Source organism: Tenacibaculum ovolyticum DSM 18103 (assembly GCF_000430545.1).
GTDB lineage: Bacteria > Bacteroidota > Bacteroidia > Flavobacteriales > Flavobacteriaceae > Polaribacter > Polaribacter ovolyticus.
The window spans coordinates 955245-979418 of the sequence record NZ_KE387163.1; the positions used below are offsets into that span (position 1 = coordinate 955245).

Consider the following 24174-nt stretch of genomic DNA (forward strand, 5'->3'; position numbering starts at 1 on the left):
ACTTTAATGGATAAAAAATCAAAAGAGTTACAATTACAATACGAAGGATATTTACAAACACCTTTTCTATGGAATGGAAAAGGTGTTTTTGATTTATTACAATTTAACAATAGCATATCTAAAACATCTTCTTACACAAATAAAACACCAGAGAAGCTTCGTTTAGGTAAACTTGTTGAACGCTTTGTTTCTTATGAGTTAGAACAAGACCCGTCAATTAAAATTATTGTAGAGAATATTCAAATTCAAAAAGAAAAAAGAACATTAGGTGAGTTAGATTGTATTTTATTTAAAAATAGAAAACCAATTCATTTAGAAATTGTTTATAAATTTTATTTGTACGATAATACTGTTGGTAATTCGGAAATTGAACACTGGATTGGCCCTAATAGGCGTGATAGTCTACTCCAAAAAATAACGAAACTAAAAGAAAAACAACTTCCACTACTCTACTCTAATGAATGTTTAACCTACCTAGATAGCTTAAAATTAACTCCAACAGAAATAAGTCAACAACTATTTTTTAAAGCACAATTATTTGTTCCTTTAAAAGAATATGGCAATAAACTTTCGTTGATTAATAATGAATGTATTACTGGTTTTTACATCAATCTAAAAGAGCTCAATGAATATAATAAATGTAAATTTCACATTCCAAACAAACATAATTGGTTAATACAACCTCACACAAATATTAATTGGCTAAGTTTCTCTGATTTTATTCCTAAACTTAAAATTTACTTAGATGATGAAAAAGCCCCACTCTGTTGGTTAAAAAAATCGAACGGTGAACTTATTAAATTTTTTGTGGTTTGGTGGTAACCTTATTTTTTGATATCCTTTTTCTTGATGTTATAAAATAAACACCTGTTAATAAAACAATAGACGCTACTACAGATTGCGTTGTTAATTCTTCATTTAAAAATTTCCACCCCAGTATTAAAGCGATTACTGGGTTTACATAAGCAGATGTTGCTACTTTTTCTGGCGACACTACTTTTAATAAATAATTGAATGATGTGAAGGCTATGATTCCTCCAAAAATAATTAAAAATAATAATGACCCTTGAGTTTTTAAAGTCCAGTTTAGTGGAGAAATCCATGTTTCTTTAAATATTAAACTTGACACTCCTAGTAAAAAACCTGCTATTAACATTTGATAACCTGTACTAACTAAATAATTTTTTGGTAAATCGGCTTTCGATACAAAAACAGTACCGTAACTCCAGCTTAAGACACAAGAAAGAATCATAAAAATTCCTAAAACACTTCCTTCTGAAGTTGATATTTCTTTTTGACTCACCAATAAATACATTCCGAAAATTCCAAATAAAACTCCTACAATAGATTTTCTTTGCATTCTTTGTCCATCTAGTAAACGTAAAAGAAACAGTACAAAAAGTGGTTGTGTTGCTGCTAACAAAGCTGCAAAACCACTATCTACATATTTAAGTGCCCATACAAAAACGCCGTTTCCATATACTAAAAACAAAAAAGCAGCTATTACCGAGTTTACAAATTGACGCTTCGTTAATTTTATACTTATTTTCATTGATTTTGCAATGATCATAATTAAAGTTCCTGCTGTAAAAAAACGTATCCCTCCTAAATATAATGGCGGAATCTCTGTTACAGCTATTTTATTAAACAAATAAGTAGATCCCCATATAACATATATAGATAAAAACGCTGCTACAATTAATAATTTTGAATTTTTCATGTTCCTATTTATTTCTTCGATAAAAGTACAATAATGTTTTAGTTTTAAGCACAAAAAAGAGTCACCTAAATAATATTAGATGACTCATATATTAAAAACAATATTTCTACAATTTAGCAAATAATTTTTCTGCTACTAATTCAGATGATGCAGGGTTTTGACCAGTAATTAAATTACCATCTTCAACCGCATGAGGTTGCCAATCTAATCCTTTAGTATAAACACCTCCGTTAGCCTTTAGCATATCTTCTACTAAAAAAGGAACTACTTCAGTTAACTTTACTACAGCTTCTTCAGAATTTGTAAATCCTGTTACTTTTTTACCGCTTACTAATGGTTTTCCATCAATTTTTGTATTTTTAAATATCGCTGGAGCATGACAAACTGCTGCCACTGGCTTATTGCTCTTGTAAAAAGACTCAATTAAAGCAATAGAGTTTTTATCTTCTGATAAATCCCATAAAGGACCATGACCGCCTGGATAAAAAACAGCATCGTAATCCGCTTCGTTTACCTCTGCTAATTTTAATGTTTTAGCTAAAATAGCTTGCGTTTCTTTATCATTCTCAAAACGTTTTGTAGCTTCAGTCGCTGCATTTTCAGCAGCACTGTTAGGATCAATTGGTGGCTGTCCTCCTTTTGGAGATGCTAATGTAATTTCTACACCTTTATCCTTTAAAGAGTAATATGGTGCTGCAAATTCTTCTATCCAAAAACCTGTTTTATGCCCTGTATCACCTAAATCTTCATGAGAAGTTAATACGAATAAAACTTTTTTTATTTTGGTTGCTTTTTCTATAGTGTTACCAACCTTTTTAACTTCTTTTTTATTTCCACAAGATGCAAGTAAAGTAATTGCAAAAATTGCCGTTATAATTTTTTTCATTTTATGATGTTTATAATTTATAACAAAATTACTACAAGCATTAAATGTAAAAATTGATGTATGGTAAGAAATTTATAACTCTGAAAATTCTATAATTTTATTAGAAAGAATTATAGACTCTGCTGGTTTTAACTTCACTATGTTTATCATAGCTGTAGCTATTGTTTCCCCTTTTATACTTCTATATTTTTTGAAACCTCCAATTAAAAACGGATTTATAAAATTGGCTATAAAATTACCAATATCTTCTCCTAACCTGCTTTCTTGTCTATTTCCTTTTATTAAAGACGGACGTAAAATGAAAGTGTGTTTTATTTTTTGCTCTAAAACAGACGCTTCCATTTCTCCTTTCGTCTTATTATAAAACACATTACTTTTTAAGTTTGCTCCCATAGCCGAAACAACAGTAAAAATTTCTATTCCGTTCGCTTTTGCTAATTTTGCGGCAGTAACCGGAATACCATAATCTATCAATTTATAAATAGCTTTATCTTTCGTTTTTTTCGCCGTTGTGCCAATACAACAAAATACTTCATCTGCTATAAAATCGGTTGTAAACTGATCTAAAAGAAGTAAATCAACTATAAATTCTTTAATTTTTGGTGATTTATTACCAGTTGATCTTCTCGTAAAAACTTTAATCGTTTTATAATTATCGTCTTTTAACAACTTATTTAACAACAAACTTCCTGTTAAACCTGTTGCTCCTAATACAATTGCCGTTTTCATAAAGTTATTTTGCTATTTCTTTTCGTATTCTACTTAAACTTTCTGTTGTAATTCCTAAGAAAGAAGCAATATGATAATTTTTTACATGTTGTTCTATGTTTGGATACGTTTTTATAAAATTCTGATATCGTTCTTTTGCTGATTGAGATAAGTTTGCTAGAATTCTCTTTTGAAAACTTACAAAAGAACGTTCCATCTTCTTTCTAAAAAAACGCTCTATTTTAGGTATTTGATTGTAAGTATCTTCTATACTCTTCTTTGATACTCGTAGTAAAACAGCCTCTTCTATACATTCAATTGTTAACACCGATTTTGTTTCAGAAAAGTAGCCTATATAATCACTAATCCACCAATCATTAACAGCAAATTGCACGGTATGTTCTTTACCTTTTTCATCAATAAAAAATGCACGTAAACAACCACTTAAAACATAATATTGATATTTTACATCTTCATTATTTCTTAAAACAATGTCTCCTTTTTTAAAAATTACTTTCGTAAAACCTACTTGAATACTGTTTATTTCTTCGTTAGAAATTTCTAAGCCTTTAAAAACTATTGATAATTCATTTTCCATTATTTGTAAAATTAAACTAAAAAAATCACCAATATTGGTGATTTTTATTATTTATTAATGAATATATTATAATGTTACACTAGCGTTTCTAGATAATGGTTTTCAATTAAATATGCCTCTTTTAAGGTTGCTATTCTACCATCTATTTTAGAAATATCATTCTTTTTTGAAGATTTACTTCCTACCAACATTACGTTTTTACGAGTATGTTCGTTGCTTATAAATTCAAATACCTTCGTATTGTAATTATTCTTTTCTAAAATTAAAGCTCTAATGGTATCTGTTACCATTTCGAACTGACGTTCTTTAAAAATTCCGTATTTTAAAAGTGGACTTTCTTGCTCTTTCCCTTTTACTTGCTGACGAATTTGTTTGTGACAACACGGTGCACAAATTATTAATTCTGATTTTGCTGACAATCCTTTATAAATTGCATCATCAGTAGCGGTATCACAAGCATGCAAAGCAATTAAAATGTCTATTTTATTATTATCGTATTCTTGAATTCGCTGTGCTACAAATGATAAGTTTTTAAAATCAGATTTCTCTGCGATGTCGTTACAGTAATTCACCAACTCTTCTCGTAACTCGATACCTGTAACTGTAGCGTTGTATTTTTTAGTATTTACCAAATAATCATACAAAGCAAATGTTAAATATCCTTTACCTGAGCCCATATCAACAATATTAATATGCTTTGGTAATTTTGTAGATTTTAACAAACCTTCAATAATTTCTAAATACTTATTAATTTGGCGGTACTTATCGGCCATTTTATGAATAACCTTTCCTGCTTTATCAGTAATTCCTAAGTGATGTAAATAACTACCTGCTTCTGCTAAACGCTCTTTTGGTTTATCGTGTGTTACAGGTAATTTATTTTTAAAACTTGCAGCATTTTCTCGGTAAGAAACTTTTTTCTTTTTTGATATAAAAACCAACAAGTCTTTAGATAACGTAAACAAAGTTGCTGCCCTAAAATTATCCATCAATAAAATTTCTAATTCAGATAAAGCCTCAGTTATTGTATAATTTTTAACTTTATCGTTTGTTGTATAATGATAGGTAAACTGAAACATTTCTGCTCCTTTTATTGCTACTAAACGAATATATATATTTGGTAAACCATCACTCTTTTTAATAGGCTTACTTAAAGTCATTTTTACAAAATTGTTATCTAAAACACTTTTATTTAGTGTATCTCTTAATTGCTGGAATTCATTCATACTGCAAAAATAAATAAGATTGTTTTTAAAAACACCATAATTAAAAATTAGTTTTCCTCCTCTTGATTTTAGACCTAAAAAAGCACGAACTTCGCTAACGCTGAATGTAAATCATTAAAACTGATTCATATTCTTTAAAAAAATAGCAATAACATAATGAAAACGATTATATTTTTTATATCAATATTATGCTTTTTAACCTCATGTAGAGGACAGCCGAATAAAGTAAAAAATAATGAAACTGAAATTGAAACTAAGAAAATACCAACTGATAATTTAAAGGCGTTAAACACCCAACTTGACTTAAAAACAAAAACTATCCATATCATTGTTGCTCTTTGTGATAATAAATATCAAGGGATAGTTCCTGTTCCGAAAAGTATAGGAAATGGACAAGATCCAAAAAACAATCTATATTGGGGTGCAGCTTATGGAATAAAAACTTACTTTAAAAGAAGTTCTGAATGGCAATTAATAAAACAAGAAAAAATTGACTCACTTATTTTAGAACGATTAATTTTTAAACATAATAGTCAGAATTATTATATTGTTGCTGATGCTTATAATGGAAGATACATAAAAAATGCAACGAAAAATTTTCTTAGAAGTAGTGCGGGAATCATAAAGGATACAGTTAAAATTGATAGTAAAACCATTGGAATAAAAGGTAACTCAAAGCTCATAGCATATATTGGTCACGATGGACTTATGGATTTTAATATTCAAGAAAAGTTTATAAATACAGATAATCAAATAAGAGATGTTATTATTCTTGCTTGTTACAGTAAAAGTTATTTTAAACCTCATTTAAAAGGTTCAAAAGTTAATCCATTGGTATGGACAACTGGACTTATGGCACCTGAAGCTTACACTATACACGATGCTATAACTGGGTATCTTAAAGATGAGACAAATGATAAAATTAGACTAAGAGCTGCAAAAGCTTACCATGAATATCAAAAATGTGGGCTTAATGGAGCAAAGAATTTATTAGTAACAAATTAAAATGCTACCGCCAACAATGGTAACTATTGTACAAGCCTATAACTTTATAAAAAACAGCCATAAAACAAGCCCTTTTTAGGGCTTTTATTTTGTACAATATAAAAAAAAATAAATTCTAGGATTGTACACGCTCGTACAATTTTAAAAATAAAAAAAACAGGATTGTACAGCCGTGTACAATCCTAAAAAATAAAATTCACAAACTGTACAAGCGTGTACAGTTCTAGAAACACTAAACTTAAAAATGTACAAAGATGCCGTATAGTTCTCTTTGATCTTTATAAGTAGAAATTATAACAGGTGTCCAAAATAATTAGAAAGCATACAGTGTTTTTTCTAGAAGCAAGTAGTAGATGTGATATAGATGATGTCAAATGTGACAGTCATAAATGGTACTTGGAAGATAATACTATTAATAACGCATAACATCTTATTACACAAGATATCACATCAATAATATAATAATAATGTTTTGCTTTATATTATTGAAATAAGTATTTTTATCGGTGTAAAAGAAAAGATTTTAATTGCATATTTTTTATTTCAACTATAATATATTTTAGTTAAATGATAATTTAAAAAAATAGCTACAACACTCTATAAATGGCATTAAAACGACCGTTTATACGAGTTACCCTTACAAAACATAAAAAAAAAGACTATGACAAACCATTCCCTTTTTAATTTTCAAGGAATAGAAACTGACTTAGAAGCTGCTATAACATCGAGTATATTCGACTTTAAGCACTGTGTTGGCGATGCCAAATTTTGGGCTGAAACAGATTTAAAACGAAGAGTAGAGCAAAGTATGCGAGGCTACAGTCAAAGTTTTATAACGAAAGACAAAAACGGCTGTTGTGGTAATATAGATCCGCCAGGAAGTGGATTTAAAGTTACTTTTGGTCTCCAAATTCAATTGGCTTATAAAGTACGGTTTAAAGCTAATTTAAACATAGGTTATGGCCAACGATATGGTAATTTTGCTGCAAACACCTCTTTTCATGTATCGGCATATAATAGCGGCTTAGGCGTTGGCGTAGATAAAAGTAATTTGGTAGTAGATGTAACTGCTGCTGCAAATGTTATTGTTGGTGGCGGACATGGTACACCTTTACAATCGTACAGCTTAAATTACAATTCTCCGATTCCTATGTTAAATAATTTTGAAAATTCATTTAGATATGGTCAATTATTTACTTGGAATTCTGCCTTACACGACAATCAATTTTCTTTAGATAAATTACAACGGGAAGGAATGATTGGTTTTCGCCTAGGAAATGTAAATGTGAGTTCAAATAACGATACAAAACGTGCTTATTTTGGTGGTGGAACCGATATGGGATGGACTGGCGGTTTAACAATTGTTACTCCTCTAATTGAAGTTGGTTTTCAAGATTTTTCAGGGGATTATTTAAAAAAAGGTATTGAACAAGAAAATAAAAGAATAGATATTCTTAAAAAAATAGAAAGCATTAAAAACTCTAACAAAACTAAACCTATAAAAAAAATAGAATTAGATAAATTAGAAGATGATTTAATAAAATTAACAAGAGGTAAATTTCATAAACAAACAGATTATCAAAAAAGACTTAATAAAGCCTCTACTTACATTCGTTTTAATCAACAAAACGGTTACAATGCAACCATTGATCTAGTTGGTGATGCTTGGTTACAAAACTTTATACATAAAACTATAAAAGATTTTAAATTTGAATATGAGTATAAAAACATAGAAGGATGGGGTGGAAAAAAGTTTTAGTTATATCAACCATTTTACTATGTAGTTGTAAAAATTATTATGTGAATCATAACGGAGGTTATCGACCTAAAAAATCAAAATTTAAGTTAGCAGAGACTCCTTATAAACTTAAAAAAAAGGACTTAGTTAATACAAGTTATGTATATATAAATAAAAGTGAAAATAGAGTATCATATCTCCGTTTTTTCTCTGATGGACGTTTCTTTGAAGGGAGAAATGAGTTAAATAATGAAAAATTAAAACTAACAACTATTAACAATTTTAATAAATATGGAGAAATTGGCTATTTTAAATTAAATGACAACAAAATTGAAATTGAAACCTTTAATGTTAACCTAGGAGGTTCGAGAGGTAATGTTGGATATTATTCTAAAAGTTATGGGTATATAAAAAAAGATAGTGTTTTTATTTTCTTTAACTCTATTGAAAATTCATTTGAAAAAACTGGATTTCCAAAACCAAATAAAGAGAATTGTATAATTTATATCGGTGAGAAAATAGAAGGTTTAAAACAAACGACTGATTGGTAAACGTTTTGCGATATTAAAAACAGAAAAATGGGAAGGAATAAAATTTTTAAAATTATTTGTCTGTTATTTTTGTTGAGTAGTTGCTGTACACCTATACTTCAAAAAAAATTCTATACAACTGAATACGGCAGTAACAGACCTAAAAAAAATAAGTTTAAATTAAGTAAAAAACAAAATGAATTAAATGATCTTCAACTAGAAAGTATTTATATTTCAAAAAACAAAGAAACGTTTTATCGTTTTTTTAAAAATGGTAAAGTTCTAATAAGCGGTATTAATCCAAACCTTAAAGAAAAAGAACAATTTAATAATTTAAGAAGTGGAAAAATAGGTTATTATAAATTAAAAAAGAATTTAGTTTTATTTGAATATTTTTCAGTTGGAGCTCATGACTGTGGGGAATATCATCAATATCAGAAGAAAATGATTGGGGATAGTATTGTAGGGTACCAAAAAATTAAAGTAGAAGGTTTAACGGGAACACCTGACTGGTAAATCTTTTGTAATAAGAAACTAAATAAATTAAGATAATGTAGTTTATTATGACTTAGAGTAGTGCTGTTCAAAATTATTGATACCTCACTTATTCGTATAAAAAAAAGACATGCAATAAAAACAAAGTATTGAAACAATTATTTATGTTAAGTAAATATAAAACTATACAACTCAAAATATGGAGACTTTTCTCAATGAAATAACACTATCAGAACGAGGAGAAATCTGTATTAAAAACCCTTTACTAAATTAGTAAAGGGTTTTTCTTTTATTTTTGATTTTTGATTGAATTTATTAAATTATGAAAAATAATTTTAGACGTATAAAAATTTAATAAATAATAAGAATACCATAAAAAAAACCAACCTGAAATTATAAAAGGTAAATAGGCTAAACTATATTCATATTCATTATAAAATAATTGTATAAATAAGAGAAATAAAATCCAGAAGGAATTATATAATATAGAGTTTTTAATACTCATTTTTAATAAACCTGTAATCATATTAAATTTAAAAAAAACTCCTTTAATTATAATTGTATTATTAATTTCTTTTATTTCAGTACCCAAACCAAAACCTAAATCTACAATTATTAAATCATCCTTTATTTTTAGCTTATAATTATAATAACTTAATTCATCTATTATTCTTTTAATCATTTTTTTTGTTTTTATATTATATACAAGAACCTCCTCTATCTTCCTGCATTTCATAAACTAACCAAGACATCCCTATACTTCCTAATCCTCCAAAAGTAATAAATCCAAAAGCATCTGACATATACCTTTGACTTGCTGCATCACATCTCATACTAGCTCTATTTAAACTTTTTATATTTTCGCCCTCATTTTTTATATAATTAGTCCAAAAATCATTTGAATGTTTTGCTATTACAATAAATGTATTTAATGTTTCGATTTCAATTATTGACAAATTTTTATTGTTAGCTATTTCTTTATTTATAAAATTATTTGTTTCTTCAAAAGTAAACTTATTTATTGAAATTTTGTTAAATATAGATTGAACATCTTTACTAACATTTCCATCAATAAAAGAATCCATTAATTCTGAGTAACTTTTATTAGACGCATTTTTAGATTTTAAAATTGATTTATTATAAAAATTTAAGCTTTTATAATTAATTGATGATTCTAATTTATAATCTTTTTTACCTTTTATAAATTCTTTATTTATGTCTTCAGTTAAATCATTAAAACCAGTATAAATATAATTGGGGTTATTCTTAATAAATAAACTTAAACCTAAATTGTGAATTTCCCCCATTTTATTAGCATCATAATTAAGTTTTTTCATCTCAACTAATCCTAAAGGAATTTTGTTTCTCAATTCATCCTTTTCTTCTATTAAACTCTCATTACTATTACACTTAACTAAAGAAAGTATTGAAATAGTTAACATTAAAACTACTCCTATAAATTGTATTTTTTTCATTATATATTATTTTAAATTATTATTATAATTTTTCAAAATTATAGTATTAAAAAGTAGTATTGGTTAGGTTAAACCTTACAAAAAGTAAGGCTCGCCCTCACTTTTTAGTATATTTATTATCAAATTTGTGTTTCTATCTTAAATTCCTCTCAAAATAATCTAGATATATGTTACTATAAACTCTTTTAGAGAGCGGTATATTTTTATTATCTTAGTCAAACATTATTAAATATAAAGAAACTGAAGAAAAAGATATAACGGAATAAATACTCGAAAAAAGGAATTTGGAAATATTATGAAAACGGATTTGACTTTGAGCCTAGTGAAAATGATAATAATCGTTCAGAACCTTTTTACTTTAAAGTTGATACTTTGTCGAATAAAATTGAACTTATGAATAAAAACTACAAGCAACAAAGAACTAAGGCAGAAAACAAACTCTTCATTAAATTTACGCAATACTAAGTTTCATATAATTACTATTTTAGAGCTCAACAGATAACTACCTTATATTTTAATTGGAATATCTTGAAGAATGTCTGGTTGAGCGCAGTCGAAACCTATTTTTTTACAGGCTAATAGTTCTCGTAAACTTCGTTTGCTACTTTCAATAAAATCATCTTTTTATTTCAGTAATGCTCGAACTGACAACAAGAGCAACACTCCCCCACTCAAAACAAGTATTTAGTTACATATATTTAACTATCAACCTCTATACTATTTATTTGAGCTATATAGAAACATCATGATTCATTACGTACTAACTTATTTCACAATTACAAAACTTTCTATTTTCTACTTAACTCATAGTACCTTTTCCTCTTACACTGCTCCAGATTATCGTTTGTAGATTTTACACCTTCATAATTAAAAATTAGTTTTTCTCTTCTTGATTTTCAATCTAGAAAACATGAACTTCGCTAACCTTGAATATAAATCATTAAAACGGATTTATATTCTTAAAAAAATTACCATCAATTATGAAAAAAATCCTTTTAACATTCTTCTTTTTATTAATAACTAATTACGGATTTTCTCAAGATAATTCAATAATGAAATTAGTTAGAGAAACTGGCGAGATGAAACTTGATTTAAAAGGTTTAACTGAATTTGCAAAAAATAATCTTGATAATAAGGAAAATTTAGCGAAATTTTTTTTCTACTGGACAAGTACCAATATAGAATATAATAATAAATCACTGAGAGAAAGGAATGATGGAATAATCTCTTCAAGCGAACTTTACAATAGACAAAGTAAATTTGAAGTTTATAAAAATAGAAAAGGGATTTGTGCTGGATATTCAAATATTTTTAAATGGTTTATGGATCAAATGGATATTGAATCTGTAATAATAAGTGGGCATATTCGAGATAGTAGAAATCATTATGTTGAATTAAAAAAAGATGATGACTTTCGTCACGGTTGGAACGCAATTAAACTAAATGAAAAATGGATAATTGTAGATACTACTTGGGGAACTTCAAATGATATATCACAATCAGAATATTATTTTGATATAAAACCAGAATTAGCCATAATAACACATTATCCTGAAAATCCTGAATGGCAATTATTGGAAAAACCTCTATCATTAGTAGAATTCAATAACTCTAAATTTATTGAACCTTTTTGGTTTATGAATGGATTTACTGATTCCCCAAAGTTAAAAGCAGATAAAGAATTCTATTATCTTGTTTTTAAGACAAATAAAAACAAAAGCTGGAGTATAAAATTACTATTTAGCAAAGACAATAAAAACTTTAATCCAATTCAAAATATAACTACCATTGAACAAGGTGGGTTTACTTATTTAAAATTTAATAAGCCTGAAGTATCTCAAAACGGATTTTATAAAATAAACCTTTTAAAAAACATCCTTACAGAATATTATAACATAATTAATTTCAAAACAATATAATCAACTCGTGGCAACATTGGCTAAAATTAATACGGGTTTGGTGTTTAATGTATTTTTATAATGTCCGCCAAATCTTTTGATTTGGCTTTAAAAAATGAAAAATTAAAAGAAGATAAAAAGTTTTGACTAAGTGTTTAATCGGAAATTAATTGCTTATTAATTTCCGATTAAACATAGCCGAATCTGTTAGCGAAGAAATTTTAGTTTCTTTCTTTTAAAACTGCTTCAATTTCACTTAACGTAAAACCTTTTGCTTTTAAGAGAATTAGAATGTGATAAAACAAATCGGCGGCTTCATTTTTAAATAAATTAGCATCATTATCTTTTGCTTCAATAACTAACTCTACAGCCTCCTCTCCTACTTTTTGTGCTACTTTATTAATACCTCTTTTATACAGTTTGTTTGTATATGAAGTTTCATTATCAGTATCTATACGATCACTAACAATTCGTTCTAATTCATATAAAAAACCTTTGGGAGTTTCATCTGCAAAGCAAGAAGTAGTTCCTTTATGGCAAGTTGGTCCCGCTGGTATTGCCTTTATTAAAATAGTATCGTTATCACAATCAATCTGAATATCTTTTACCTCTAAAAAATTACCAGACTCTTCTCCTTTTGTCCATAATCTGTTTTTACTTCTACTAAAAAAAGTAACTTTTTTATCCTCTTTTGTTTTCAAAAAAGCTGCTTCATTCATATAGCCTAACATTAACACTTGTAATGTGGTATCATTCTGAATTATTACAGGTACTAAACCGTTTCCTTTTGTAAAATCTATATTCATCGTACTGGTATGTTTTGTTCTTTTAAGTATTCTTTTAATTTTGGTACTGGTATTTCTGCAAAGTGAAAAATACTTGCTGCTAAACCTGCACTTGCTTCTGTTTTTGTAAACACCTCTTTAAAATGCTCTTCCTTCCCTGCTCCTCCTGATGCTATAACAGGAATATTTATCGCTTTACTAACATCATTTGTTATATCAATTGCAAAACCTGCTTTGGTACCGTCATTATTCATTGAGGTTAGTAAAACTTCACCCGCTCCTAGTTTTTCAACTTCTTTTGCCCAAGCTACCGTTTCTAAAGCTGTTTCATTTGTTCCTCCTTTTGTAAACACTTTCCATTCGTTGTTTACATTTTTAGTATCAATGGCAACTACTACAAACTGACTTCCGAAACGATTTTTCAAATCGGTTATTAATTGCGGGTTTTTAACTGCAGATGAATTAATACTCACCTTATCTGCTCCTGCTTTAATTAAAGCCAACGCATCATCAACAGAACTTATGCCACCACCAACTGTAAAAGGGATGTTTATTTCTTTGGCTATTTTTTCTACCAAGTCAACCAATGTTTTTCTGTTTTCTAATGTTGCTGTAATATCTAGAAAAACCAATTCATCTGCTCCGTCTTTTACATACTGCTTTGCTAATTCAATAGGATCACCAGCATCTTTAATATCTATAAAATTGACACCTTTTACGGTTCTTCCGTTTTTAATATCTAAACAAGGTATTATTCTTTTTTTTAACATGTTTAATAGTTGTCATCATTACGAATAAAATAAAACAATCTTTAGTTATAGAAAGATTACTTCGTTATTCTTCCTCGTAATGACGTATTAATTTATTATAAAATTTTGTAGTTGTTTTAATGAAATTCTATTTTCATAAATAGCTTTTCCTAAAATAGCACCTTCACAACCTATTTCTTTCAATCGAAATAAATCTTCTATTTTAGAAACACCACCACTTGCTATTAAATTTATAGCGCTTTTACTTAAAATTTCTTGGTACAAATCAACTGAAGCACCTTGTAACATTCCGTCTTTGGCAACATCAGTACAAATGGTGTTTTTTAATCCTATTTTTTCATATTGCATAATAAAATCAATAACATCTATTTCTGATGTTTCTAACCATCCGTGCGTCGCTATTTTTCGATTAATACAATCTGCTCCTAAAATAATTTTATCAGCTCCGTACTTAGCAAACCATCCTGTAAATACCTCCGAGTTTTTTACAGCAATGCTTCCTCCTGTTATTTGACTTGCTCCATTATCAAAAGCAATGCGCAAATCATCATCAGATTTTAATCCACCTCCAAAATCAATTTTTAAATTGGTTTTAGCGGCAATTTGTTCTAATATTTTATAATTTACAATATGTTGCGATTTTGCGCCGTCTAAATCTACTAAATGTAAATATTCAATTCCGTTGTCTTCAAACTCTTTAGCTACTTCAACAGGGTTTTCATTATATATTTTTTTAGTTGCATAATCACCTTTTGTTAAGCGTACACATTTTCCTTCAATAATATCTATAGCGGGTATAATTCTCATTTTTTCTAGTTTTATAACTCTAAAAAGTTTTTTAATAATTTTTCTCCTACGCTTGCAGATTTTTCTGGGTGAAACTGCATTGCATAAAAATTATTTTTTTGCATAATTGAACTAAATGGCTGAATGTAATTACAACTTGCAATGGTGTTTTCACAAATATCAGCATAGTAACCATGTACGTAATATACATCATCAGAAATGGTTAGCTTTTCTGTTATTTTTGATGTTTTTATTTCTTCAAAGTTATTCCAACCCATGTGTGGCACTTTTTTTAACGGAGGAAACTGTTTTGTTTGCGTATTAAAAATACCCAAACATGTTGTATTTCCTTCTTCAGATGATTTACACATAAGCTGTAACCCTAAACAGATTCCTAACACTGGTTGTTTTAAAGATACTAAAAGCTCATCTAGTTTTCGTTCTTTTAAATATGCCATTGCCGAACTAGCTTCACCAACACCAGGGAAAATAACCTTTTCTGCCTGCCTAATTTCATCAGGATTATCTGTAATTATACTCTCATATCCTAAACGAGTAATGGCGTTTTTTACCGATCGTATATTACCTGCATTGTATTTTATAATTGCAATCATATATTAATTTTAAATTATGTTTTTTGTTTTCTCGATACTAAATTACTTTCAGCTTTGCTTCAAGTAATTTCACTCGAAATGACAAAAAAACCACCATAGAACTTCTTATAATTCATAATTGTTTATAATGTTCCTTTAGTTGATGGTAAAATCATTTTACTACTATCTCTTTTTACTGCTACTTTTATTGCTTTTGCAAATGCTTTAAAAATAGCTTCTATTTTGTGGTGTTCATTTGCGCCTTCTGCTTTTATATTTAAATTACATTTAGCTCCATCAGTAAACGATTTAAAAAAGTGGAAAAACATTTCGGTTGGCATTTTACCGACCATTTCTCTTTTAAAATCAGCTTCCCAAACTAGCCAATTTCTACCTCCGAAATCAATTGCTACTTGTGCCAAGCAATCATCCATTGGCAAACAAAACCCATATCGTTCAATACCTAATTTATTGCCTAATGCTTTATTAAAAACCTCTCCTAAAGCAATGGCCGTATCTTCAATAGTATGGTGTTCATCAACCTCTAAATCTCCTTTAACCTGAATATCTAAATCCATTTGCCCGTGACGTGCAATTTGATCTAACATGTGATCAAAAAAAGCAATTCCTGTGTTAATCGTACTTTTACCAGTACCATCGAGGTTTAATTGAATATCAATTTTAGTTTCATTCGTATTTCTAACAATTCTTGAAGTTCTTTCTTCTAATTTTAAAAACTCATAAATAGCATTCCAATCGCTGCTTTCTATAGCGATAAATTCATCTAACTCACTTCTTTTTACAGTAATTTCATCTGTTCCTAAAAAAGTTTCATCATTTATATAAATTCCTTTCGAACCTAAATTTTTAGCTAGTTCAACATCTGTTAAACGATCTCCGATTACAAATGAATTTGCTAAATCATATTCTTCTGAAAAAAACTTCGTTAACAAGCCTGTATTTGGTTTTCTTGTTGGTTGATTGTCTTTTGCAAATGTTCTATCAATAATTTCTTCTGAAAAAACAATTCCTTCTTCTTTTAAAGTTTTCATTACAAAATTATGCACTGGCCAAAAAGTTGTTTCAGGATATACAGATGTACCTAAGCCATCTTGATTTGTTACCAATACCAATTCAAAATCTAACTCTTTTGCTATTTTACTTAATCCTTGAAATACCTTCGGATAAAATTCTAATTTTTCAAACGAGTCTGTTTGCTCATCTGCTGGTTCTTTAATTAAAGTTCCGTCTCTATCTATAAATAATACTTTTTTCATGTTTCTTGTTTTAAATCAAATGTTTATTAAAAACCTCTTGTCTGTGCTAGAGATGACGATTAATTTGAGATTGATTTTAATGCTTCAATTAGTTTTATATTTTCTTCTGAACTTCCTACTGTAATTCGTAAACAATTGTTTACAAGCGTATTTCTATTACGAGTTATAATTTTTTCAGCTACCAATTGATTATATATTGAATCTGCTTTTGTTACTTCTATTAAAAGAAAATTAGCTTCTGATGGATATATTTTTTTAACTAATTCAATATTTTTTAACTCACTTATCAGCTTTTGTTTTTCTTTGATAATAACATCTCTATTAGCACTAAACTCTTCTAAATTATTTAAAGATGTTACTACAGCTTCTTGATTTAAAGTACTTACGTTGTAAGGCGGTTTTACTTTATTGTACAAATTAATTATAGCAGCATTCGCATAAGCAGCTCCGACTCTTACACCTGCTAATCCCCATGCCTTACTAAAGGTTTGGCTCACAATTAAATTAGGGTATTTAGCTATCTTTTTTATAAAAGATGCTCTTGAACTAAAATCAATATATGCTTCATCAATAATTACGATTCCATTGTAATTATCTAAAATATATTCGATGCTTTCTTCTTCAAAACAATTACCTGTAGGGTTATTAGGGGAGCAAATGAAGATAATTTTCACGTCGTCCATATCTAAATATGGTTCTAATTGATTTAAACTTATTTGAAAATCGTTTACCAAAGGCTGCTTAATTAATTCAACATCATTAATGTTTGCCGATACATCATACATACCATAGGTTGGTGAAAAAGTTAAGGCTTTATCTTTTCCTGGTTCACAAAAAATTCTAAAAGCTAAATCAATTATTTCATCACTACCGTTTCCAACAAAAATTTGATCTTTAGCAACACCTTTTATTTCGGTTAGTCGTTCTTTAATTTTTGTTTGCTTAGGGTCTGGATACCTATTTAAAATTCCGAAAGGATTTTCATTTGCATCTAAATACACTTCAGCAGTTCCTTTAAACTCATCTCTTGCTGATGAATATGCTTGCAATTTTTGAATATTTGGACGAACTATTTTAGTTAAATTAAACATTATTAATTTCTTTTAATCTTAGTGTAACTGCATTTTTGTGAGCTTCTAAACCTTCTGCGGCTGCCATTAACTCAATTGTTTTACCAATATTTTGAATACCTATTTTTGATATTTTTTGAAACGTAATACTCTTCGTAAAACTATCTAAGTTTACACCTGAATATGCTTTTGCAAATCCGTTTGTTGGTAATGTGTGATTGGTTCCTGAAGCATAATCCCCTGCACTTTCAGGAGTGTAATTTCCTATAAATACCGAGCCTGCGTTTATTATTTTATCAATAAAAAAATCATCATTTTCGGTTGCTATTATTAAGTGTTCTGGCGCGTAATCGTTCACAAAATTAATTGCTTCCTCTTCATCTTTAATTAAAATAGCTTTTGTGTTTTTTAAAGCTTCTTCAAGAATTTCTTTTCTTGGCAGATCTAAGACCTGTTTTTGTATCTCCCTAGAAACGTTATCAATTAATTCTTTAGAATCAGATACTAAAACGACTTGACTATCTGCACCGTGTTCTGCTTGACTCAATAAGTCTGAAGCTACAAATGATGGATTTGCTGATGTATCTGCAATAACTAATAATTCACTTGGCCCAGCAGGCATATCAATAGCAACTCCATATTTTGTTGCTAATTGTTTTGCTACAGTTACATATTGGTTTCCTGGCCCGAATATTTTAGATACTTTAGGTATTGTTTTAGTACCAAATGTTAAACTTGCTATTGCTTGTATTCCGCCAACTTTATATATTTTAGTTACTCCACAAATGTTTGCTGTGTATAAAATAGCTGGATTTATTTCTCCGCTTTTATCTGGTGGTGAACATAAAACAATTTCTTTACAGCCTGCTATTTTTGCTGGAACTGCCAACATTAAAACGGTAGAAAACAAAGGTGCTGTTCCTCCTGGAATATATAATCCAACTTTTTCTATGCCTCTTTTTTCTTGCCAACACAACACACCATTTGTTGTTTCTACTGCTACTTTTTCAGTTTTTTGAGCTGCGTGAAATACTTCAATATTATTTTTTGCTTGTTGTATTGCCGTTTTTAATTCTTCTGAAACTAACTTACCTGCATTTACAACTTCTTTTGAAGTAACTTCTATTGTATTTAAATTAACACCATCAAAAAGTGATGTATATTTATTTACAGCAATATCTCCATCAACCTTAACTTCTTTAAATATTTTAGTAACGGTTTTTTCTATATCTTCTACCGTCTTTGTTGGTCGTTGTAATAGTGATTCCCAATTATTTTTATTTAATTCTATCGCTTTCATCTCTCTTATTTTTAAACAACCATTTTTTCTATCGGGCACACTAAAATACCTTCTGCTCCATTATTTTTTAACTCATCAATGATTTCCCAAAATTCATTTTTATCTAATACTGAGTGTACCGAACTCCATCCTTCTTCTGCCAATGGCAATACAGTAGGACTTCTCATTCCTGGTAAAATATCTAAAATTTTGTTTAGCTTATTATTGGGTGCATTTAAAAGAATATATTTTGATCTTCTTCCTTTTAAAACCGATTGAATTCTAAATTGTAATTTATTTAAAATCTCTTGTTGTACTGTATCTAATTTAGGTGAAACAGCTAAAACTGCTTCCGATTTTAAAATTACTTCAACTTCTTTTAAGTTGTTTTTAAATAGTGTAGAACCGCTAGATACAATATCACAAATACCATCTGCAAGCCCTATATTCGGAGCAATTTCTACAGAACCATTTATAATGTGTAATTGAGTTGTTATATTTTTTGACGCTAAAAAATTCTTAACTGTATTCGGATATGAAGTTGCAATTCTCTTGTTTTGAAAATATGATAATCCGTTGTATTCTTCTCCCTTAGGAATAGCTAAAGAAACTTTACATTTAGAAAAACCTAACTTTTCTATAAATTGAATATCTTCTCCTTTCTCTACTAATAAGTTTTCTCCGATAATTGCCGCATCAACAACTCCATCTTTTAGATATTGGGGAATATCACCATTTCTTAAATAAAAAATTTCTAATGGAAAGTTACTTGCTGAAGCTTTTAATTGATCTTTTCCATTGTCTATAGAAACTCCACAGTCTTTTAAAAGTTCTAATGACTCTTTGTTTAGTCTACCTGATTTTTGAATTGCTATTCTTAATTTACTCATGTTGTTTGTTAATTAATTTGAGTAAACCTTGACTTGAAGATTGTTTCTAAAAAAAAGAAACAAAAAACCCGTTTGATTTACTCAAACGGGTTTAAAATATATTTTGTTTTTAATCAATACATCTTCAGTTCGCTTGAGTGCAAATATGATGATGATGATGATGTAATTGATTAAAATTCATGTTCTTATTTTATTACTGCAAATGTTTGTCTTTTATTTTAAATACACAACCTTTTTCTTAAAAATTTAAAAAATAATTATTTTTAGTAGTTTATTCATGCTTTTATACTCCATAATTATTGTTATAAACAACAGAAGTAATTTTCCTTTATTAATACTTCAAACTCTAAAATATGACTATAAATCAACTAAAAAATCATATAAACTTTCCTCTTTTTCTAAGCCCATTTTTTTCTTCAACCTATACCTCGTAGTCTCAACACTTCTTGGTGATACACTTATTAATTGTGAAACTTCTTTACTCTTTAGATTAGATACAATATAAGTACAGTGTTTTAAATCGTTAACTGATAAATTAGGAGAGATATTTTTTAATTTGTTGAAAAAATTTGGTCTAATTTTCTCAAATTGAATTTTAAAATCATTCCATAATTCTTCTTCAGAAATTAAACTTAATAATTTTTTATTTATGTTAATTAAATAACTAGATGCATTTGGAATATTTTCGATATCATCAGTAATTTTTCGAATAGCATCATTATATGTTGATACTTTTAAAACTCGAGAAAACAATGCTTGCTCATTTAAATTTAAAAGAATTTCGATTTCATTTTTCTTATCTATTATGACACCATTATTCTTCTTAAGATCAGCTATTAATAAATTTAAATCGATATTTAAATTTTCAATTTGCTTATTTTTTTTGTTATTATTTCTACGTAAAAAAATAAAAAAAATGGTTAATCCAATAAAAAAAATTGCGATTATACCACTTACAATAAGTTTCGTTTTTTGGTTATTAATAATAAGGTTTTGTTTATTCTTTAATTCATTTTCTAGTTCCAATTCGTATACAAAAGATTCTTTGATTCTTAAATTATCACTAATAATCTTTTTCTCTAAATCATTATTTACCTCTTTATATTTTTGTAAAGCTAATATATAATCTCCTTTACTTTCATAGTATTTTGCATACGCATTGTTAATTAAACTATTAAATTTACTATTATCTGAAGGAATAAATTTTTCTGCATTTTCTAAATTTATTAAAGCTTTTTCACTCATTCCGAGTTCAAAATAACTGTCTGCAATAAAGTAATATATTTGACCTATCCCATCAGTTCTTTTACTGTCTTTTAAAATTAATTTTAAAAAACTTTTTGCATAAGTTATCGATTCTTCCCATTCCCCACGTAATCTTGCATTTATAACTAAATTATAATATGTATTAATTAATTGTAATAAGTTACCAACCTCACTATAACTTGCAATTGCTTTTTTATAATACAATGCAGCTTTAACAACATTTTTATATTCTGATGAAAAAATAAGCCCTCTAGCATTATATATAGAACCTATTAAAAATATATCGTTTGTATTTTTTGCTAATTCAAATGATTCAATGAATAAATCTTCCGCCTTTTTAAATCTTTTTAATTCAAGATTGTTAACTCCTTTTAAGTATAATATTTTACTATTTATTGAATCTTTCTTTACAGTAAACTTATTAAGTTTTATGATTGTTAGTAAGCTATCTAAAAACTGTGGTTTTTCATTATTTTGAAATTTATAAAAGCCTTTAACAATTATCTCCTCGTATTCTTTTTCTGAAATATTTTCTTTTTGCTGTCCATTTATGCTTATAACAGACGACAGTAGAAAAAACACAAATACTAAATATCTTTTACTTTTAAAAAAAATGCTCCTCATACACTTCATAATATTTTCACGTAGAAATTTAATTCAATTCCTCGCATAATAACCCTCTAAATATACGTCAAATATACTACATAAAGTATAAATACATCTTTAGTGGTTTTATAAAGAAAAAGCAGCAACAAAATATTTTTAAAAAAAAAATGACAATTTAAAAATACACAAACTACTATAAAACAAAAAGATAACTATCTATAAATCTATAATTACACATTAGCTAATTGACATAAAATATACATCAAAATCACTACAATCAATTTATCAACTCTTTACTCTTATATATTTGCACCGAAGTTATTATTTTCCCCCTTAATTAAATAACTTCTTTAATTAAACCCCCTTTTATTAATTATACCCTTCCTTATTAATTAATATTTATAAACTACCAAAAACATTATTCCCTATATATGTTATGGTAGTTTTTTTATTTAAAATAAACACGACAACATTCTTTTCAAAACAAATAAAACCACCTTTAGAGGTGGTTTTATTTGTTTTGAATTCAATTTAAACTCAATTGAAATTATTAAGATTACTTATCTTAATATAATAACAAGTAGTAGTTTTTAAATACCTATTTCCTTTTGAGTTGCTAACATCATTGTATTCTCCACAAACTCTTCTAATACTTTAAAGAAATTCAATATATCTAATTTTTCATTATTTGCATTAATAGTTACCAACCTAATAAAAGTATTTTCTTTAAATGCCCCAAAACCTACAACTGTAATTTGATGCTCATACAATGTTGTACAAAGTTCTGTTGGATCAATATTTTTATAATTAAAACAGATAGAAATGGAATCATCAAAACTATATAAAGTATAATCAGGATTATTTTTAAGATAATCAAGAGCTACATTTGCTAAACTAAATTGTTGCTCTACAATTTTCTTTAATCCATTTGTTCCAACAGATTTCCATAATGTCCAAAATTTTAAAGCATCATTTCTCCTTCCACATTGAAAAGATGTTTTACCTAAGTTAAAGTCATCTCCGTCTGTTTGATATAAATACTCAGCATCATTACTAAAAGAATCGTATAAATGCTTTTTATCATTTACTAAGATGATCGAACAAGTTAATGGTGTTCCTAACATTTTATGCGCATTGTAACTAAAAGAATTAGATCTTTCAACTCCTTTTATAAGATGCTTATATTTTTCGCTAAAAATTACACTACCACAATATGCTCCATCTACATGAAGCCATATTTTATATTTTTCTGTAATATCTGCAATTTTATCTATTGGGTCAAAAGCTCCTAAGACAGTTGTTCCAGCAGTTGCATTTACATAAGTTGGAATACCTCCGTTTTTTATATCTTCTTTTATTTGTGCTTCTAATTTTTCAGGGATCATTTTCCCTTTGTTATCAGCTTGAATATAACGAATATTATTTCTTCCAATTCCTGCAAAACTAGCATTTTTTGCATTCGAATAATGTGACTCTTTAGAAGTATAAACAATCAATGGCTTAGTCATACCATCAAACCTACAACTTGGATCTTTAGTGTCACGCGCCATTATTAATGCCATATAATTACTCATAGAGCCTCCTGTAGGAAATGTACCATTACTATTTAATCCGTACCCAACTAAATCACAAGATTTCCTTATAATTTCTTGCTCAATACCAACTTGTGGCCCTGCAACTTTGTAGGTATACATACTGTTATTAAGTAAAACAGCTAATAAATCTCCTAAAACAGCTTTCCCTTGTCTACCTCCAAAAAGTTGATTGAAAAATAAATTTGTTGCTGTTTTTGGTGTTGAAACAAGCACTTCTTTTAATAAAGATTTAAACTTATCATCAATCATTGCTGAATCATTTAACGAAAGGTCAATAGTGTCGTACAATTTATTTGAATCTATTCTTGCTGCTACTGGTTTTTTATCTTCTTCACTGATTAAAAAAGTTACTAGTTCATTAAATAAACTTAAATCATTATTTATGTCAGACATGTATTACTATTTTATTATTTCACTTATTATACTGTCGTACAATAAGTTAATTTTCTATTTATAAATTTTTTATTTTCCTCATCGAATGTTCTACATTTTCGTATCGGTTTAGCATACAAATGAAGAGACATGCTTCTTTTATTTGATATATTTTCTAAACTATGAAAACCCATAAAGTCTTTCATGTAAGTAACTTCATTTACTCTTGATATAGTTGTTTTAGTAACATTAAGCTCTCCTATATCATTCTCTTTATATATCTTTTCTCTAAATTCACCATTAATAACTTTTACCCAGCATTCTTCACCACCATGATCATGAATTGGCGTAATTTGTCCTTGTTCCCAACAAAGTAATATTAATTCAAACTTTTCATTATTGATAATACAGTTCCTAGTATAGCTTTCTTTAGACCATGAAGTATAATCGTCAAAAATATCAGCCGAGAGCTCTATTAGGTGTATAATATGATTGTAAGTCGTACTTTCTCCTTCAGAAAGAGCTGCAACTAATTCTTCTAATGTTTGAATTATTACAGGAGTATGATTGTTAGAATTCAAGTAATTTGTTGCTTTTTATATTCGT

24 protein-coding genes are annotated in these 24174 nt (G+C 27.9%); 6 read left to right on the forward strand and 18 right to left on the reverse strand.

Annotation, left to right across the window (positions count from 1 at the left end; translation table 11 throughout):
* Positions 1 to 6: 6 nt before the first annotated feature.
* On the forward strand, positions 7 to 822 hold the full coding sequence (locus H518_RS0114385) for a DUF1853 family protein (RefSeq protein WP_028889715.1): 816 nt from the start codon (positions 7 to 9) through the stop codon (positions 820 to 822).
* On the opposite strand, the gene H518_RS0114390 is transcribed toward H518_RS0114385, so the two are convergent.
* The 5 genes from H518_RS0114390 to H518_RS0114410 all read right to left on the reverse strand — a co-directional run bounded on the left by H518_RS0114390 (position 797) and on the right by H518_RS0114410 (position 5138).
* On the reverse strand, positions 797 to 1720 hold the full coding sequence (locus tag H518_RS0114390) for an EamA family transporter (protein WP_028889716.1): 924 nt from the start codon (positions 1718 to 1720) through the stop codon (positions 797 to 799). The genes H518_RS0114385 and H518_RS0114390 overlap by 26 nt on opposite strands.
* Positions 1721 to 1826: 106 nt before the next feature.
* Complete coding sequence (locus H518_RS0114395; protein ID WP_028889717.1) at positions 1827 to 2606, reverse strand: type 1 glutamine amidotransferase domain-containing protein; 780 nt, start codon at positions 2604 to 2606, stop codon at positions 1827 to 1829.
* Between the two features lie 72 nt (positions 2607 to 2678).
* Complete coding sequence (locus H518_RS0114400; RefSeq protein ID WP_028889718.1) at positions 2679 to 3335, reverse strand: NAD(P)H-binding protein; 657 nt, start codon at positions 3333 to 3335, stop codon at positions 2679 to 2681.
* Positions 3336 to 3339: 4 nt separating this feature from the next.
* Positions 3340 to 3912, reverse strand: coding sequence for a Crp/Fnr family transcriptional regulator (locus H518_RS0114405; protein WP_028889719.1), 573 nt, complete (start codon positions 3910 to 3912; stop codon positions 3340 to 3342).
* Between the two features lie 74 nt (positions 3913 to 3986).
* Entirely contained in the window at positions 3987 to 5138 is a 1152-nt protein-coding gene (locus tag H518_RS0114410) for a class I SAM-dependent methyltransferase (protein ID WP_028889720.1), read from the reverse strand.
* 156 nt (positions 5139 to 5294) lie between these two features.
* Here H518_RS0114410 and H518_RS0114415 point away from each other — a divergent pair, with 156 nt between their 5' ends.
* The 4 genes from H518_RS0114415 to H518_RS0114430 all read left to right on the forward strand — a co-directional run bounded on the left by H518_RS0114415 (position 5295) and on the right by H518_RS0114430 (position 8927).
* On the forward strand, positions 5295 to 6143 hold the full coding sequence (locus tag H518_RS0114415; RefSeq protein ID WP_240472523.1) for a hypothetical protein: 849 nt from the start codon (positions 5295 to 5297) through the stop codon (positions 6141 to 6143).
* A gap of 661 nt (positions 6144 to 6804) precedes the next feature.
* Positions 6805 to 7902: a hypothetical protein gene (locus H518_RS0114420; protein ID WP_028889722.1), complete on the forward strand. Its 1098-nt coding sequence runs from the start codon at positions 6805 to 6807 to the stop codon at positions 7900 to 7902.
* Positions 7881 to 8432 carry a hypothetical protein gene (locus tag H518_RS0114425; RefSeq protein WP_028889723.1) on the forward strand — a complete coding sequence of 184 codons (552 nt, stop codon included), beginning with the start codon at positions 7881 to 7883 and terminating at the stop codon, positions 8430 to 8432. Before H518_RS0114420 ends, H518_RS0114425 begins: the two co-directional genes overlap by 22 nt.
* A 27-nt stretch (positions 8433 to 8459) precedes the next feature.
* Complete coding sequence (locus tag H518_RS0114430) at positions 8460 to 8927, forward strand: hypothetical protein (RefSeq protein ID WP_028889724.1); 468 nt, start codon at positions 8460 to 8462, stop codon at positions 8925 to 8927.
* A 268-nt stretch (positions 8928 to 9195) separates the two neighbouring features.
* On the opposite strand, the gene H518_RS0114435 is transcribed toward H518_RS0114430, so the two are convergent.
* Positions 9196 to 9588: a hypothetical protein gene (locus H518_RS0114435; RefSeq protein WP_028889725.1), complete on the reverse strand. Its 393-nt coding sequence runs from the start codon at positions 9586 to 9588 to the stop codon at positions 9196 to 9198.
* A 16-nt stretch (positions 9589 to 9604) separates the two neighbouring features.
* Complete coding sequence (locus tag H518_RS0114440) at positions 9605 to 10381, reverse strand: hypothetical protein (protein WP_028889726.1); 777 nt, start codon at positions 10379 to 10381, stop codon at positions 9605 to 9607.
* A gap of 980 nt (positions 10382 to 11361) precedes the next feature.
* Here H518_RS0114440 and H518_RS0114445 point away from each other — a divergent pair.
* Positions 11362 to 12300, forward strand: coding sequence for a transglutaminase domain-containing protein (locus tag H518_RS0114445; RefSeq protein ID WP_028889727.1), 939 nt, complete (start codon positions 11362 to 11364; stop codon positions 12298 to 12300).
* 200 nt (positions 12301 to 12500) lie between these two features.
* Here H518_RS0114445 and hisIE read toward each other — a convergent pair whose 3' ends face one another.
* The 11 genes from hisIE to H518_RS0114500 form a co-directional block, all read right to left on the reverse strand.
* A complete protein-coding gene (gene hisIE, locus H518_RS0114450) occupies positions 12501 to 13085 on the reverse strand; it encodes a bifunctional phosphoribosyl-AMP cyclohydrolase/phosphoribosyl-ATP diphosphatase HisIE (protein ID WP_028889728.1) in 585 nt (194 codons plus the stop codon).
* Positions 13082 to 13834 (reverse strand): imidazole glycerol phosphate synthase subunit HisF, encoded by a 753-nt coding sequence (gene hisF / locus H518_RS0114455; protein ID WP_028889729.1) that lies wholly within the window; start codon positions 13832 to 13834, stop codon positions 13082 to 13084. The genes hisIE and hisF overlap by 4 nt, the downstream gene beginning before the upstream one ends.
* Before the next feature lie 87 nt (positions 13835 to 13921).
* Positions 13922 to 14641: a 1-(5-phosphoribosyl)-5-[(5-phosphoribosylamino)methylideneamino]imidazole-4-carboxamide isomerase gene (gene hisA / locus H518_RS0114460; RefSeq protein ID WP_028889730.1), complete on the reverse strand. Its 720-nt coding sequence runs from the start codon at positions 14639 to 14641 to the stop codon at positions 13922 to 13924.
* A gap of 11 nt (positions 14642 to 14652) precedes the next feature.
* Positions 14653 to 15234 carry an imidazole glycerol phosphate synthase subunit HisH gene (gene hisH, locus H518_RS0114465; protein WP_028889731.1) on the reverse strand — a complete coding sequence of 194 codons (582 nt, stop codon included), beginning with the start codon at positions 15232 to 15234 and terminating at the stop codon, positions 14653 to 14655.
* 122 nt (positions 15235 to 15356) lie between these two features.
* Positions 15357 to 16490 (reverse strand): bifunctional histidinol-phosphatase/imidazoleglycerol-phosphate dehydratase HisB, encoded by a 1134-nt coding sequence (gene hisB / locus H518_RS0114470; protein ID WP_028889732.1) that lies wholly within the window; start codon positions 16488 to 16490, stop codon positions 15357 to 15359.
* A 59-nt stretch (positions 16491 to 16549) separates the two neighbouring features.
* The gene (hisC, locus tag H518_RS0114475) at positions 16550 to 17581 is read right to left on the reverse strand and encodes a histidinol-phosphate transaminase (RefSeq protein ID WP_028889733.1); all 1032 of its coding nucleotides are present in this window, start codon (positions 17579 to 17581) and stop codon (positions 16550 to 16552) included.
* Positions 17574 to 18860 (reverse strand): histidinol dehydrogenase, encoded by a 1287-nt coding sequence (gene hisD, locus H518_RS0114480; RefSeq protein ID WP_028889734.1) that lies wholly within the window; start codon positions 18858 to 18860, stop codon positions 17574 to 17576. The genes hisC and hisD overlap by 8 nt, the downstream gene beginning before the upstream one ends.
* Before the next feature lie 11 nt (positions 18861 to 18871).
* Complete coding sequence (gene hisG / locus H518_RS0114485; protein ID WP_028889735.1) at positions 18872 to 19729, reverse strand: ATP phosphoribosyltransferase; 858 nt, start codon at positions 19727 to 19729, stop codon at positions 18872 to 18874.
* Between the two features lie 357 nt (positions 19730 to 20086).
* On the reverse strand, positions 20087 to 21619 hold the full coding sequence (locus H518_RS0114490) for a tetratricopeptide repeat protein (protein WP_162143114.1): 1533 nt from the start codon (positions 21617 to 21619) through the stop codon (positions 20087 to 20089).
* 572 nt (positions 21620 to 22191) lie between these two features.
* Positions 22192 to 23589: a pyridoxal phosphate-dependent decarboxylase family protein gene (locus tag H518_RS0114495; RefSeq protein WP_028889737.1), complete on the reverse strand. Its 1398-nt coding sequence runs from the start codon at positions 23587 to 23589 to the stop codon at positions 22192 to 22194.
* 26 nt (positions 23590 to 23615) lie between these two features.
* Entirely contained in the window at positions 23616 to 24149 is a 534-nt protein-coding gene (locus tag H518_RS0114500) for a cysteine dioxygenase (RefSeq protein ID WP_028889738.1), read from the reverse strand.
* Positions 24150 to 24174 lie beyond the last annotated feature (25 nt).